The 14,379-nt window shown below is 66.6% G+C and carries 15 protein-coding genes and 1 riboswitch; of the genes, 3 read left to right on the forward strand and 12 right to left on the reverse strand.

From position 1 onward, the window contains the following. Nucleotides 1-21: 21 nt before the first annotated feature. Nucleotides 22-768: a cobalt-precorrin-6A reductase gene (locus tag CCR94_RS10280; protein ID WP_104507772.1), complete on the forward strand. Its 747-nt coding sequence runs from the start codon at nt 22-24 to the stop codon at nt 766-768. Here the strand turns inward: CCR94_RS10280 and cobJ are convergent. From cobJ to cobW, 5 genes are read right to left on the reverse strand one after another with little or no spacing between them, the layout of a single operon-like run. Beyond that, complete coding sequence (cobJ, locus tag CCR94_RS10285) at nt 750-1,511, reverse strand: precorrin-3B C(17)-methyltransferase (protein ID WP_104507773.1); 762 nt, start codon at nt 1,509-1,511, stop codon at nt 750-752. The two genes, CCR94_RS10280 and cobJ, sit on opposite strands and share 19 nt — an antisense overlap. Then, nucleotides 1,508-2,233 carry a precorrin-2 C(20)-methyltransferase gene (locus CCR94_RS10290; protein ID WP_244594022.1) on the reverse strand — a complete coding sequence of 242 codons (726 nt, stop codon included), beginning with the start codon at nt 2,231-2,233 and terminating at the stop codon, nt 1,508-1,510. Before CCR94_RS10290 ends, cobJ begins: the two co-directional genes overlap by 4 nt. A gap of 2 nt (nt 2,234-2,235) precedes the next feature. Then, entirely contained in the window at nt 2,236-2,865 is a 630-nt protein-coding gene (locus CCR94_RS10295) for a precorrin-8X methylmutase (RefSeq protein ID WP_104507775.1), read from the reverse strand. Then, complete coding sequence (gene cobN / locus CCR94_RS10300) at nt 2,855-6,250, reverse strand: cobaltochelatase subunit CobN (RefSeq protein WP_104507776.1); 3,396 nt, start codon at nt 6,248-6,250, stop codon at nt 2,855-2,857. The genes CCR94_RS10295 and cobN overlap by 11 nt, the downstream gene beginning before the upstream one ends. A gap of 2 nt (nt 6,251-6,252) precedes the next feature. Continuing rightward, entirely contained in the window at nt 6,253-7,275 is a 1,023-nt protein-coding gene (cobW, locus tag CCR94_RS10305) for a cobalamin biosynthesis protein CobW (protein WP_104507777.1), read from the reverse strand. 77 nt (nt 7,276-7,352) lie between these two features. Then, a riboswitch (cobalamin riboswitch) is annotated at nt 7,353-7,536 on the reverse strand. A 37-nt stretch (nt 7,537-7,573) separates the two neighbouring features. On the opposite strand from cobW, the gene cobO reads away from it, so the two are divergent. Beyond that, nucleotides 7,574-8,185, forward strand: coding sequence for a cob(I)yrinic acid a,c-diamide adenosyltransferase (cobO, locus tag CCR94_RS10310; protein ID WP_104507778.1), 612 nt, complete (start codon nt 7,574-7,576; stop codon nt 8,183-8,185). Nucleotides 8,186-8,257: 72 nt separating this feature from the next. On the opposite strand, the gene tcuB is transcribed toward cobO, so the two are convergent. The 3 genes from tcuB to CCR94_RS10325 are packed head-to-tail and all read right to left on the reverse strand — an operon-like array spanning nt 8,258 to nt 10,862. Continuing rightward, nucleotides 8,258-9,346 (reverse strand): tricarballylate utilization 4Fe-4S protein TcuB, encoded by a 1,089-nt coding sequence (gene tcuB / locus CCR94_RS10315; RefSeq protein ID WP_104507779.1) that lies wholly within the window; start codon nt 9,344-9,346, stop codon nt 8,258-8,260. Next, entirely contained in the window at nt 9,333-10,625 is a 1,293-nt protein-coding gene (gene tcuA / locus CCR94_RS10320; RefSeq protein WP_210302282.1) for an FAD-dependent tricarballylate dehydrogenase TcuA, read from the reverse strand. Before tcuA ends, tcuB begins: the two co-directional genes overlap by 14 nt. 27 nt (nt 10,626-10,652) lie before the next feature. Then, nucleotides 10,653-10,862 carry a hypothetical protein gene (locus CCR94_RS10325; protein WP_104507781.1) on the reverse strand — a complete coding sequence of 70 codons (210 nt, stop codon included), beginning with the start codon at nt 10,860-10,862 and terminating at the stop codon, nt 10,653-10,655. A gap of 17 nt (nt 10,863-10,879) precedes the next feature. On the opposite strand from CCR94_RS10325, the gene CCR94_RS10330 reads away from it, so the two are divergent. Further along, nucleotides 10,880-11,266, forward strand: coding sequence for a hypothetical protein (locus CCR94_RS10330; protein ID WP_104507782.1), 387 nt, complete (start codon nt 10,880-10,882; stop codon nt 11,264-11,266). Nucleotides 11,267-11,315: 49 nt separating this feature from the next. On the opposite strand, the gene dnaQ is transcribed toward CCR94_RS10330, so the two are convergent. Genes dnaQ through def form a run of 4 tightly spaced genes read right to left on the reverse strand, consistent with a single transcriptional unit; the run spans nt 11,316 to nt 14,275 of the window. Beyond that, complete coding sequence (gene dnaQ / locus CCR94_RS10335) at nt 11,316-11,999, reverse strand: DNA polymerase III subunit epsilon (RefSeq protein WP_104507783.1); 684 nt, start codon at nt 11,997-11,999, stop codon at nt 11,316-11,318. A 51-nt stretch (nt 12,000-12,050) separates the two neighbouring features. Then, entirely contained in the window at nt 12,051-12,788 is a 738-nt protein-coding gene (truA, locus tag CCR94_RS10340; RefSeq protein ID WP_104507784.1) for a tRNA pseudouridine(38-40) synthase TruA, read from the reverse strand. Further along, nucleotides 12,788-13,717 carry a methionyl-tRNA formyltransferase gene (fmt, locus tag CCR94_RS10345; protein ID WP_104507785.1) on the reverse strand — a complete coding sequence of 310 codons (930 nt, stop codon included), beginning with the start codon at nt 13,715-13,717 and terminating at the stop codon, nt 12,788-12,790. The genes truA and fmt overlap by 1 nt, the downstream gene beginning before the upstream one ends. A 6-nt stretch (nt 13,718-13,723) precedes the next feature. Beyond that, nucleotides 13,724-14,275, reverse strand: coding sequence for a peptide deformylase (gene def / locus CCR94_RS10350; RefSeq protein WP_104507786.1), 552 nt, complete (start codon nt 14,273-14,275; stop codon nt 13,724-13,726). Between the last annotated feature and the right edge of the window lie 104 nt (nt 14,276-14,379).

The following is a 14,379-nucleotide window of genomic DNA, read 5'->3' on the forward strand; positions in this document are numbered from 1 at the left end:
AAACCTCGGGAAAGGCTGATCATGCGCATTCTTGTTCTCGGCGGCTCCAGCGAGGCGAGTTTGCTCGCGCGGGCTTTGTCTGATCGCGCCGATGTGGCCGCGACATTGTCGCTCGCCGGGCGCACAAAAACTCCGGCCGCCCTGCCCTTGCCGACGCGCGTCGGCGGCTTCGGCGGGGTGGAAGGACTCGTTGCTTATTTGAAGGCCGAGGGCGTCGAGGCTGTGATTGATGCGACTCATCCCTTCGCCGCCCAGATGAAGCGCCATGCGGCGGAGGCTTGCGCTGCGACGGGAGTTCCGCTGTGCGCTTTTACGCGCGCGCCCTGGGTCGCGGGCGAGGGCGACAACTGGATCGAGGTGGATGACGCGGCGGCGGCGGCGCGCGCGCTGGGCGACGCGCCCAAGCGGGTTTTCCTCACCACCGGACGCTTGCAGGCCGGCGCCTTCGCCGGGCCGAGCCCGCATCATTTCGTGTTGCGCTCGATTGATGCGCCGGACGCCGCCGCCCTGCCCGGCTCGATCGATCTTGTGCTGGCGCGCGGGCCGTTTACCGTCGCCGACGAGATCGCCTTGATGCGGGAGAAACGCATCGACATTGTGGTCAGCAAGAATGCCGGCGGCGCGGCCACGGGGGCCAAGATCTCGGCGGCGCGCGAACTGGGGTTGCCCGTCGTGATGATCCGGCGACCGCAGGCGCCGGAGCGGCCGGTCTTTGTCAAAATCGAGGATGCGCTTGGCTGGATCGAGGCTCACCGCTCGGCCTCGTAGCTGCGGGGGGTGAGCACGAATGGCCGGCCTTCCGGCCGCTCGATCAGATGGGTTGTCGTGGCGCCGATCATGACCAGCGTGCTCATGTCGGCCACGCTTGGGTCTGCTTCGGCCAATGTGGTCAGCACGATGCGTTCGTCGGGGCGGCCGATGGCGCGGGCGAAGGCCACCGGGGTTTTGGCCGGACGCAGGGTTCGCAGCAGTGCGAAGGCGTCGTGGATTTGCTGGGGACGGGCTTTTGAGGCCGGATTGTAGAGGGCCAGCACGAAATCGCCCTCCGAGGCCGCTTTGAGCCGGCGCTCGATCAGGGACCAGGGTTTGAGGTTGTCGGACAGCGAGATCGCGCAGAAATCGCCGCCGAGCGGGGCGCCGAGGCGCGCCGCCGCCGCCTGCATCGCGCTGACGCCGGGCAGCACTTCGATGTCGAGCGCGCGCCAGTTTTCCGGGCCGTTTTCGACCGCCTCCAGCACCGCCGCCGCCATGGCGAATACGCCGGGATCGCCGCCGGAGACCACGCCGACGATTTTGCCTTCGCAGGCCAGTTCCAGCGCGTGGCGGGAGCGGTCGAGTTCGACGCGGTTGTCGCTGCCGTGGATTTTCAGGCCGGGGCGCGGCGGGATGCGATCGACGTAAGTGAAATAGCCGATCAGGTCGGTGACGCCATCCAGCGCCGCGCTGGCTTGCGGGGTCAGCCAGTGGGAGGGGCCGGGGCCGAGGCCGATGATGAAGACTTTGCCGGTCATGGCCGGCGCCCCTGTCCCGGCAGGAGAATCATCGAGAAATAGGGCGCGTCGTCGCCCTGCTTGTCGGCGAGGGGGATCACCTTTTGCTCGGGCATGGCGCCGCGTTCGACATAAATGGCGCGCTCCAGCTTGCCGGTTGCGGCGAAGGCGCGGCGCACTTTTGCGAAATTTTGGCCGAGCTTCATCACCACGGCGGCGTCGGCTTGCTTGAGATGATCGGCCAGAGCTTCGTAAGGCAGGGTGCCCGGCAGGACGCGTAAAATGTCGTCGCCCCAGGTCAGCGGCGCGCCGGCCGCCGCCGCGCAGCCCGCCATGCCCGTCACGCCCGGCACGATTTCGGTGTCGAACTCGTCCTTGAGGCGGATGAACAGGTGCATGAACGAGCCGTAGAACAGCGGGTCGCCTTCCGCGATCAGCGCGACATCCTGGCCGCGCAGCAGGCGTTCTCTAAGCTTTTCGCGGGCTTCCTCGTAGAAGGCTGACAGGGCTTTGACATAATCGGGGTGATCGAACGGGATTTCCGTCGTCAGGGGATAGCCGAGCGGCAGTTCCTCGCAAGATTCGGGAATCCAGCGGTCGGCGATGACGCGGGCGTTGCCGCGCCGGCCCGACTTGCAGAAATAGGCCACCACCGGACAGGCGCCCAGCAGCCGCGCAGCCTTGACGGTGAGGAGTTCGGGGTCGCCTGGACCCAGGCCTATGCCATAGAGACGTCCGGCCATCTTCATTCCTTCGCGCTCGCGAGCGCATTGATCGCCGCCGCCGCCATCGCGCTGCCGCCGCGCCGTCCGCGCACCACCAGATGCGGGGTTTTCGGGTAGGCGATCAGCGCCTCCTTGGATTCGGCGGCGCCGACGAAGCCGACGGGCATCCCGATAATGCAGGCCGGCATGTCCGCGCCTTCATTCAGCATTTCCAGCAGGCGGAACAGGGTGGTCGGCGCATTGCCGATGGCCACCACCGAGCCGCCGAGTTTTTCGCGCCACAAATCTGCGGCGACGGCCGACCGGGTGAGGCCGCGCGCGCGCGCTTGTTCGGGGACGCTGGGGTCTGACAGGGTACAGATGACTTCATTATTGGCGGGCAGGCGGGCGCGGGTGACGCCATGGGCCACCATTTGCGCGTCGCAGAAAATGGGCGCGCCAGCGGCGAGAGCCGCCGCGCCGGCTTCCGCCGCGCCCGGCGCGAAGGCCAGCGCTTCCGCGATTTCGGTCATGCCGCAGGCGTGGATGATGCGCACCGCCAGGCGTTCTTCCACGCCGGGGCTGAAGCGGCTTAGATCCGCTTCGGCGCGGATGATGGCGAAGGAGCGATGGTAGATCGCGTCGCCTTCGCGGATGTAGTCATAGCTCATGAGGCTCACTTTTATTCAGGCGGGCCGCCGCCAGGGTTTTGAGTTCGCTGAGCCAGGGCGCGACGCTGTTGCGGCGGGTGCGCCAGAGTTCGCGTGTCAAGGCGCTTTGGAATCGCTCGGCTATGGCGTTGGCGGCTTGCGGATTGGCTTCGACTAAAAAGTCCCGCACCTTTTCGTCGCCGCAGGTGGCGTCGAACAGCAGGTCGAAATGGCGGTCGGCGACCGCATGGGTGGTGGCGGCGAAGGCGAACAGATTGTCCACGCTTTCGGCGATTTCCGCCGCGCCGCGAAAACCGTGGCGCATTTGGCCTTCGAGCCAGCGCGGATTGGCGGCGCGGGCGCGCAGCGTCCGGGCGAGTTCTTCCGTCAGCGTGCGCGCCTTGGGGTTTTGCGGGTTGGTGGCGTCGAGGTGATAGAGGGCGGGCGTCGCGCCCGCGCTTTCGGCGGCGGCGGCGAAACCGCCTTCGTGATCGGCGAAGGCGTCGGAGTCCAGCACGTCCTGGCCCGGCATGTCCTGCACGTGGACGAAGGCGTTTGACGTTTTCACGCGGGCGCGGAATTCGTCGGTTTGGCGGGAGGTCGCGCCTTCATAGGCGTAGCCGGTCGCCGCCAGATAGGCCGCGCCGAGGTTCTCGCGCGTTTCGAAATTTTCTGAGAGCGCCCGGCGGGCGACGCCGGTTCCGTAAACGCCGGGGGCGGCGCCAAACACGCGCGAGCGCGTGCCTTCGCGCTTGGCCGCCTTGGCCAGCGGGTTGTCGTCGCCTTCGTCGTCGCGCGCGGAAATGGCTTTGGCGGCGGCGTCGTAGAGCGCGATCTGATCCGGGAAAATGTCGCGAAACAGGCCGGAGATGCGAACGGTGACATCGACGCGCGGGCGGCCGAGCGTGGCGATTTCCAGGATTTCGAAACCGGAGACGCGGTTGGAGCTGTGGTCCCACAGCGGGCGCGCACCCATCAGAGCGAGGGCTTGCGCGAGGTCTTCGCCGCCGGTGCGCACCGCCGCGCTGCCCCACAGATCGAACACCACATTTTCCGGCCATTCGCCGTGATCTTGCACGTAGCGGGCGAGAAAGGCGTCGCCCGCCCGCACGCCCAGTTCCCAGGCGGTGCGGGTGGGGACGGAGCGGGGATCGACGGCGTAGAGGTTGCGGCCGGTGGGCAGCACGTCGATGCGGCCGCGCGCCGGGGCGCCGCCGGGGCCGGGCGCGACGCGGCGGCCGGACAGCGCCGCGATGAGGGCGTCCATTTCGGCTTTTGGGCTTTGCTTCAGGCGCTCCAGCGCTTGCGTGGTATCGCCGGAGAGGGCGGCGAGTTCAGCGAGTTTTTCCGGGTCGGCGCTGGCGCCGAAAATGTGCAGGCCGTCGCCGACGCGCATTTCCTTGACGTCGCATAGCCAGGCGTCGAGGCGGGTCAGGGCGTCCTCTTCGCTGAGGTTGCGGTCGAGGCCGGCTTCTTGCGCCAAGCCGGTGTCGTGGGCGCGCTCGATGATCAGTTCGGCGAGGCGGCGGGCGCGTCGGGCGTCGAGCGACTGCGCCTCGGCGAATTCGTCCATGAGGGCTTCGATTTCCTGCATGGCGCCGTGGGCGCCGGCGGCGACCAGCGGCGGGGTCAGGTGGCTGAGCGCGATGGCTGAAGTGCGCCGCTTGGCCTGCGCGGCCTCGCCGGGATTGTTGACGATGAAGGGATAGATGACCGGGAGGGCGCCAAGCGTGGCGCGCGGCGCGCAATTTTGCGACAGCGCCACCGCCTTGCCCGGCAGCCATTCCAGCGTGCCATGCGCGCCGACATGGACGAGGGCGTGGACGCCGAGGTTTTCACGCAGCCAGAGGTAGAAGGCGACATAGGCGTGGCGCGGCGGGAGCGCGGTGTCGTGGTATTCGTTTTTACGCGCCGCGCGCTGGCCTCGGTCAGGTTGCAGGGCGACCACGCTGTTTCCGAGTTTGAGCGCCGCGAAGCCGAAACAGCCGTTTTGGCAGGCAGGGTCGGCTTCCGGGTCGCCCCATTGGGCGGTGATCGACGCTGCGAAGGTTTTTGGGGCGTTTGCAAGAAGTTTGCGGTAGCGCGCGACGTCGAAAAATTCGGTGGCGGGGGCGGTGAGGTGTTTGGCTATGTCCGCGCCGGTGGGGATTTCGCCGAATTGGTAGCCTTCGATGGTCAGGCGTTGGGCGATGTTTTGGACTGAAGCAAAAGTGTCGAGGCCGACCGCGTAGCCGGCGCGGCCGCCCTTGCCGGGATAATCCGACAGGATGAAGGCGAGTTTTTTGGCCTGCGGCGGCGTGGCGCGGAGTTGCGCCCAGGCGCTGGCGAGGCGGGCGGCGTGGGTGATGTTTTCGGCGTTGGGGCGGCTGAGTTGCGGCGCATATTCGAGCCCGCCGATTTGCGGTTCGGGGGATTTGAACGAGATCGCGCCCGCGAACAGGCGGCCATCCACCTCCGGCAGCGCGACATTCATCGCGAGATCCGAGGGGGCGAGGCCGCGCGAGGAGTCTTGCCATTGCGCCTCGTTGGCGAGGCTGACCGCGACCTGGAACACCGGCGCGTCGCAGGCGTCGAACACGGAAGACCCGTCGTCGAGGCGGGCGGAAAAGGCGGTCGCATTGAGGATGACGTCGGGCGGGTCGGCGCTCAAGGCGCGGCGCAGGGACGCGACCACGTCAGGGTCTTTCAGACTGGTGGCGAACAGGGCTTCGACCTGAAACCCTTGGGCGTGCAGCGCATCCGCGAGGGCTTCGTAAGGCGCGGTGTCGCCGGCGAGGAAAGCCGAGCGGTAGAACAGGATTTTTGCACGCGGCGCTTCAGCGCTGGCCGGTCGGCTGGCGCCCGCGAAAACGCCGAGGCGGGCTTCTTCGCGGGGGGCGGCGATTTGGCAGGGGTGGCCGAGGTCGGTCAGGGCATAGCGCAGGATTTGCGCGGCGTTCTCGACGCCGCCGGCCTGGAACCAGTCCCAGACGCGGCGCAGGTCTTTGGTGTCGGCTGTCGAGACGTCGGCGAGGCGCGGGTCTTCGCGGGGATCGCCGGGGACGACGATGAGGCGGGCGCCATTCGCCTTGGCGAGGCGGGAAAGCTCATCCACGCCGTAGCGCCAGTAATCGAGGCCGCCGAGCAGGCGCACGATCACGAAGCGGGCGTGGGACAAGACTTTTTCGACGTAGAGATCGACCGAATAGGGGTGGCGCAGGTCGGCGAGGCTGGCGAGCCTGAGCGACAGGTTTTTCGTGGCGCTCGCCGTTTCGGGGTCGGCGGCGAGGGTTTCCCACGCCTTGGCGAGCACGTTCAGATCGCTGTCGGTAAAGGACAAAGCGACGATCTCGGCGCGCGACTGGTCGAGATCGACGGCGACAGCCGTTTCATCTAGGGATCGCAGTTCGGCGCGCAGAATGTGCATGTTTAGCCGAGCGCCGCTTCGATGGCCGCGCGATCAATGCCTTTTTGGCCGATGACCACGAGGCGGCCCTTTCGCGCTTCGTCTTTCGCCCAGGCGCGGTCGTAGTGCTGGCGGAAGCGGGCGCCGACACCCTGCACCAGCAGGCGCATCGGCTTGCCGGTCACGTCCAGAAACCCCTTCATGCGCAACACGTCGTGGCGGCCGGCGATGTCGCCGAGGCGGCGGAGGTAGGTTTCGGGATCGGTCAGAGGGGGGATGTCGAGCACGAATGAGTCGAAATCGTCGTGGTCGTGGCCTTCTTCCGTGTCGTGGTGCGAGGGGCGGGAGGCGATGTCGTTTTCGGCGCCGGCTTCGAGGCCCAGCGCTATGTCGGCGTCCACGCGGCCTTCCGAGGTCGCGATGATTTTTACGCGGGCGTTGGTGGCCTCAATGACGCCGGTCACGCGGGCGATTTCGGCGGCTTGCAGCAGGTCGGTCTTGTTGAGGATGACCAGATCCGCGCAGAGGAGTTGGTCCTCGTAGACCTCTTCGAGCGGATTGTCGTGCGCCACCGACGGGTCGGCCGCGCGTTCGGCGGCTTGCGCCTCGGCGTCGTCGACGAAGCGGCCGTCGGCCACCGCCGCCGCGTCCACCACCGCGATCACGCCGTCCACCGTGATGCGGGCGCGCACCTGCGGCCAGTCGAAGGCCTTTAACAGCGGTTTGGGCAAAGCGAGGCCAGAGGTCTCGATGATGATGTGGTCGAGCGCGGGGGCGCGCTTGAGCAGGGCTTCGATGGCGGGCAAGAAGTCGTCGGCCACCGTGCAGCACAGGCAGCCGTTGGCGAGTTCGACAATGTCCTCCTCGCGGCAGGAGTCCACGCCGCAGGATTTCAGCACCTCGCCATCGACGCCGATATCGCCGAATTCGTTGATCACCAGCGCGATGCGGCGCTTGCCGGCGTTTTCAATGAGGTTGCGGATCAGCGTCGTCTTGCCGGCGCCGAGGAAGCCCGTGATGATGGTGACCGGGATTTTCTGGAACACGCTCGACCTCGCCCGCAGTCGGGGCGTGGAAGGCGCACGGAAACCGTTCGCCCCGAACGAGACGCCCCGCCCGTTCAGGTTTCAGTTCATTGACGGCAGGTCTCCTGGCTCTCGGGTCTTTTTGCGCCCACCCCGCCTTCCCGGATCGCTCCAGTGGCTTTCGGCGTGGACTTCCCGATCACAGTTGCGGGGGCAGCTCCGGCTTAATCCGTATTCCCTTTTAGCCTCGCTTGCGCGAGGACCGTCTCTATAGCTAGTAGGCTTATACCTCTCCTTTTGTCAATCTGGGCGGAATCTTATGGAATCTGAGGCGGAGCAGGCCCGGCATCGGGACAAGATGATCAAGCGCAAGGCGGTGCAGGACGCCGAGGTCGCTTCCAAGACCGTGGCGGAAAAAGCTCTGCTGATGGTCAACACCGGGCCGGGCAAGGGCAAGTCCACCGCCGCTTTCGGCCTCGCCTTGCGCGCGCTTGGGCAGGGGTGGAAGATCGGCGTCGTGCAGTTCATCAAGGGCGCGCGGGCGACCGGAGAGCGGCGGGTTTTCGAAAATTTTGGCGATCGCGTGGTGTGGCGGACCATGGGCGAGGGCTTTACCTGGGAGACGCAGGACCGCGCGCGCGATGTCGCGGCGGCCCGCGCGGCTTGGGAAGCGGCTTTGGCGATGATGGCGGCTCCCGAGATTCGGCTGCTCGTGCTCGACGAACTGAATGTGGCGCTGCGCTATGATTATCTGCCGCTGGATGAGGTATTGGCGGATTTGCAGGCCCGGCGGGACGACCTGCATGTCGTCGTCACCGGGCGCAACGCCAAGGCCGAACTGATCGCCGCCGCCGATCTGGTGACGGAAATGGGCGCGGTGAAGCACCATTTTTCCGCCGGCGTCAAAGCTCAGGCAGGGATCGAGTTTTAGGTTTTCCGCTTAGAGCATGATCCCAAAAAGTGGGCGCCGGTTTTTGGAAAAGATCATGCGAAAACAAAGAGTTTAGAGCGTGATGCGTTTCCGTGGAAACACATCACGCTCTAGCGCCGCGCGCAGCAGCGCGGCGGCGCGGAACGGCGCGTGAATCGCCTTGCTCGCGGGCAGGCCGACGAAAAAGCCGATGACGAGGCTGAGATGGGCGAGGAGCAGCGGGGACATCGCGGGGGTTTCGCGGAAGACAAGAAGCGCGAGGCCGCTCAGGGTCACGAGTTCGAGCGCGATCAGGAAGCTGACATTGAGCCGGGTTTCCCCGGGGTCGGAGGGGTCTCGGTCCATCCGCGCTTCGACCGCGAGCAGGCCGGCGGCGCCGACGACAATCCCGACGCCGCCGGCGAGGCCGAGCAGGACGGGCAGGCTTGTCAATGGGAACGGCGGTTTTGCGCCAAGAAAATGCTCGAAAACCGCCGCCGCGAGCGTCGCGGCGACGGCCAGGACCATGCTGCCCGCCATCAGGTGATGGAAGATTTTTCGGCGCCGCGAAAATGGCAAGCCGGAGTCGTGACAGCCGGGGCCGCCGCCGTCGAGATGGCGAAGCGTGATGATGTCAGAAAGGGCGCGGCGCAGCGCGGGTTTCAAGGGGCTGGGGCTGAGTCCGGCCGAAATCGTGCGCCAGTAGCGCCGGGTTGAGACCGTAAGGCTCAGGGTCGCCCAGGCCAGCGCGGCGGTTGCGAGTGTGGCCATCGCGCCCCAGGGGATCAAGGCGTAAAAGGCGCCGGGGCCTGAGCGCGGCGCGCCCGCCATCGCGGTCAGCAAGGCGAAGGTCAAGAGCGTGGCTGCGAGCATCAGGCCCGCTCCAAGCGCCGGTCTGACAAAAACGTGGCGCAGGGCGCGCGGCCAGACATGATCCGCATAGGTCTCCATGCGCGCGCGCGAAAATGTGGCGGGGGCGTTGACGGCCAGGGGGTGCGGCGGGGCGTATTGGCAGGCGTACCAGCAGGCGCGGCAATTGTGGCAGAGGTTGGCGAGCTGGGCGATGTCGTCGTTCCGGCCCGTCAGCGCCGGGAACACCGGGCACAGGCCGTCGCAATACATGCAGGCCGCGCAGATTTTCACGATGCGCTCGGCTTCGCCGGCGGCGTCAGGCGAGGGCACGGGCCGCCGCCTCCCCCGCGCGCCGTCCGGTGACGGCCGAGAGCGTCAGTCCCAGACCGGCCAGATAGAAGCGCGTGAAAAAATTCGGCGTCGCGATCATGCCGGCGGCGAACAGGTTTTCCGCCACGCGCATGTCGGCGTCCACGGCCAGGCCGAAATGCACGAAGGTGAGGCCGGCGCGCATGGGAAAGGCCGAAAACGGCGGCCTGACAATGGCGCGCGCCCCCTGGTTGAAGGCCGCCACGGAACTCGCCAGCGCGGCGCCGTCAAGCGCAAGCGCATCGGCGAGGGTTTCCAGCGTCGGCGCCGCGATCGGCGCCAGCGCGGTGGGCAGGCTTCGCGACACGCCGTCGGCGTCGAGGATGAGGAAGGCGAGGCCGCCGTCGCATTGGGCGATCCTTGGCCCCCATTGGGCATAGTGGGATTTGCCCGGAGCGGCGCCGGCGATTTCGACTGTTCCGGCGTGGCGATCCACCACCAGTCCTTGCGGAATGGCGGTGATCCGGGTCACGATGCCGCCGTCGACGGCCGGGCCGCGCGCGTCCACGGCGACCATGTGACACGAAGAGGGATCGCCGACCGTTTGGGCGCCGCTTTCAACCAGCCTTTGCATCAGCCGACCGTTAGAATAGGACGAGCCCCTGATCAATATGTCGTCGGCGTTCCCGCCGAAATGCGCCCTGCGCCATGCGGGATCGGCGCCGGGGCCGCCTGAGGCGAGCACGACCGCGCGCGCATTTAGCCGCCGTGTGGCGCCGCCTGTTGCGATTTCGGCTTCCCAGCCTCCGTCCCGCGTCGGCGTCAGGGCGAGGACTTCGCTGTCGTAAGCGATGGCGACGCCAATCCGCGCGGCGGTTGCATAAAGCGCGTTGATCATCGCCTTGCCGCCGCCGAGCAGAAAGGCGGTGCGCCGGGAATAGGGCAGGACGCCCCGATCCGGCGCTTGCAGGCGGACGCCGCAGCCCATCAGCCAGGACGCGACCTGCGCGGACTCCTCGATCAGAGCGCCGGCCAGGGTTTCCTCCGGGCGGTCGCCGCTGATTTTCGCCAGTTCGGCCGAAAATTCGGCGGCGGGATAGGCGCCCGGCGTGTGCCAGAGGGGGGCGTCATGGGCGATGCGAAAATTGCGGGCGTGGCGCGCATTGCCGCCGCGCAGCGCCATTGGCGCGCTTTCGGTCAAAAGGACGGAGGCCCCGAGCCGCCTTGCGGCGATGGCGGCGCAGAGTCCGGCGATCCCCCCGCCGATCACCACAATGCCGGCGTTTTCACGCGCGGTCAGCGGCTTTGGCCCTTGCGGACGATATGATCACGACAGAAAATCGGCATCGCGCCCGAACAAGGCATCCCCGGCTCCCAAAAGCTTCAGCCGATTCGTTCTAGATGAAAAAACGCCGGTCGTGGAGTTTCGCTTGTTGCGCGCCCCCGCCCGGCTGACGGGCTTGCGCTGCCATTCCAGGTTGTGTTCGCGGCGCGACACGCTAAAAATGCGCGAATCCGACAGTTCCGCCGTTCGCATTTCATGAGGCGATCGCCATGGGCGACAACCATTCGACGTTCAATCAGCAGGTGACGCGCATTTTCGCGGCGCTGCACAGAGCGCACCCGGCCACGACAAACATAAAGATCTCCGTGGCTCATGGCGGCGTGCTTGAGGGCAGCCAGGAAGAAATCGAGACGATGGCGGCCTTGTGCCGGGGCACAATTCTATGGCTTTACCAGAACGAGATCATATCGGGAGAGGTGAACGCCAACGGATATATGCCCGATGCGCAGTTGACAGCGCGCGGTTACAGCATTGCCCGAAAGCAGGACCGCACCAACGGAATCTATGTCGGCGCGGCCGCGGAGCGGGCCGTGGACGCCAATGACGCCCGAGAGCTGGCGATCATCGGCGAACGGATCGTCTCGGCGATCCTTTGAGCGTCGGGGTCGCGCCGGCCGCCGCTTGCCTGGGAGAAGGCAGGCGCCGTCAAAGATATTTCGCCCACCCCCCCTCGGCCCAGGCCTTGTCAAAATAGCTCTGGTGCCGCTCGATCTCGTCCGACGTGACCAGACGGATGTCCTCCTTGCGCACGGCGATGGGCGCGGCGCGCTGGACCCGCTGTTTCGCCGCGCTGACCACCTGCAGGCTGAGCGAGCTCTGCCGCTTGCATTTCAGCTCGATGTAAAGCTCGGCGAGGATTTCCGAGTCGATCAGCGCGCCGTGCTTGGTGCGGCGGCTGAGATCGATGCCATAACGCTTGCACAGCGCGTCGAGCGAATTGGCGGCGCCGGGGTGGCGGCTGCGGGCGATGGCCAGCGTATCGACCATGCGCGCGGGGTCGAGCGGCGGCCGGCCGAGGCGCTTGAGTTCGGCGTTGAGAAAGCGGAAGTCGAATTCGGCGTTATGCGCCACCAGCGGCGCGTCGCCGATAAAGGCGAGGAAATCGTCGACCACCGCCGCGAACAGGGGCTTGTCGGCGATGAAATCATTGGTGATGCCGTGGACGTCGATCGCGCCGGCCGGGATCTCGCGCTCGGGATTGATGTAGGCGTGGAAAGACCGCTGCGTGAGCCTGAAGTCGTCGATCTCGACCGCCGCGATTTCGATGACGCGGTCGCCGTTCTCCGGGCTGAGGCCGGTGGTTTCGGTGTCGAAAACAATTTCTTTCATCTGCCCGAATCGCCTCTGTTTCCGCGACTCAAGCCGAGCTTGGGCTGCGCGTCAATAATCCACGCCGATCAGATAGAGGCCCGCCGCCGGCGCCACCTGCCCGCAGCGCGCGCGGTCGCAAGACTTCAGCGCCGCCTCGAGGTCGCGCGCGCTCCATTTGCCGGAGCCGACATGCTCCAGCGAGCCGACCATGGAGCGCACCTGCCGGTGCAGGAAGGCGCGGGCGCTGGAATAGATGTGGATTTCGTCGCCGACGCGGGACACGTCCAGTCGGTCGAGCGTGCGCACCGGGTTTTCCGCCTGGCATTCCGAATCGCGGAAGGTGGAGAAATCGTGATTGCCGACCAGAACTTGCGCCGCATCGTGCATGGCGTCGGCGTCGAGCCGGCGCTTGACCAGCCAGGCGCGGCCGAAATCATAGGTGAGCGGCGCGCGGCGGTTGACAATGCGATAGAGGTAATGCCGCTTGGTCGCGGAAAAGCGGGCGTCGAAATCGTCCGGAACCTGTTCGGCGAGCAGAATGGCGACCCTTTCCGGCCGCATCCGCGCGTTCAGCGCCTCGCGCAGCTTGTCGCCGCGCCAGTCCTTCGCGAGATCGACATGACCGACCTGGGCGCTGGCGTGGACGCCGGAATCGGTGCGTCCGGCGCCGCGCAGGTCGCACGGAGCCGGATCGATCTGCTTCAGGCCGGTCTCGATCACCTCCTGCACCGACAGGCCGTTGGTCTGCCGCTGCCAGCCCACGTAAGCGGTTCCGTCATATTCGATGATGAGCTTGAAGCGCGGCATCAGGTGAGACGCGCGCCCGGCGCGACATGGGCGCCGCGCGCGAACTCGACGCCGCTGACCACGCCTCGACCGGCGCGCTGGACCTCGATCAGCTTGAGCGCGCCGTGTCCGCAGGCGACGGTTGGCGCGGCGTCGAGAATTTCGCCCGGCGCGCCCGAGGCTTGCGCGAGCGTGGCGCGCAGGATTTTGACGCGCTCCGGCCCCTTGCCGAAATCGGCCTCGAAAAAGGCGCCGGGAAAGGGCGAGAGGCCGCGAATGAGATTGTGCAACTCCGCCGCCGGCCTGGAGAAATCGATCCGCGCTTCCGCCTTGTCGATCTTTTTGGCGTAGAGCAGGCCGTCTTCCGTCTGGGGCGTGAAGGTCAGGGTTCCCTGTTCCAGCGCCGCCAGCGCGCGGCCGATCAGGGCGCCGGCGAGGGCCGACAGCTTGTCATGGGCTTCGCCGGCGGTCATATCGGGGGTTACAGCGAGCCTTTCGACCATGCCGACCGGGCCGGTGTCCAGGCCTTCCTCCATCCGCATCACCTCGACGCCGGTTTCGGCGTCGCCCGCCATGATGGCGCGCTGGATCGGCGCCGCGCCGCGCCAGCGCGGCAACAGCGAGCCGTGGAGGTTGAGACAGCCAAATTTTGGCGCGTCCAGGATCGCCTTGGGCAGGATCAGCCCATAGGCCACCACCACGGCGACGTCGGCGTGCAAGGCGCGGAACGCCTCCACCGTCTCGGGCTCGCGGAAGTTTTTCGGCGTGCGAACCTCGACGCCGAGTTTCTCCGCCGCCGCATGGACCGGCGAGGGGGTGAGTTCCAGCCCGCGCCGTCCCGCCGGTTTTGGCGCGCGGGTGTAAACCGCGGCGATGTCGTGGCCGCGAGCAAAAATTTCCGCGAGCGGCGCCAGGGAAAACTCCGGCGTGCCCATGAAGACGACGCGCATGCGGGCTTAGACCTTCTCGCGGATTTCCGGCCCGCGCGGCGCGAAGGGCTCATTGAGCTTGGCGGCCTTGGTGAATTTCTTGATGGCGCGCTCGCGCTTCAGCCGCGAGATATGGTCGATGAACAATTTTCCTTCGAGATGGTCGATCTCGTGCTGCAAACAGGTGGCTAGCAGGCCGGTCGCCTCGATTTCCTGGCGCTCGTTGTTGCGGTCGAGGAAACGGACGCGGACTTTCGCGGGGCGCTCCACGTCCTCGTAATATTCGGGAAGCGACAGGCAGCCTTCCTCATAGGTGAAAAGCTCCGCCGAAGTTTCGACAATCTCGGGATCGGCGACGAACAGCGGGGTCGGCAATTCACCCTTCTTCGCCAGATCGATCACCAGCACCCGCTTGGCCACCCCGATCTGAATCGCGGCGAGGCCGATGCCGGGCGCGGCATACATGGTGTCCAGCATGTCGTCCATCAGCGCCCGCACCTCATCGTCGACAACGCCGACGTGCTGGCTGGTCGCGCGGAGACGGGGATCGGGCAAACAGAGAATTTGACGGAGCGCCATGGTCAACCTTTCAAGCTCACCCTTCAGATAAGAGAGCCAGCGCAAGCCGTCAAATGCGTTTACAATAACCTGAATATATGTTCTAGCTTTGTTCGGGTTTTCAC

It is taken from the genome of Rhodoblastus sphagnicola (assembly GCF_002937075.1).
Classification (GTDB): domain Bacteria; phylum Pseudomonadota; class Alphaproteobacteria; order Rhizobiales; family Beijerinckiaceae; genus Rhodoblastus; species Rhodoblastus sphagnicola.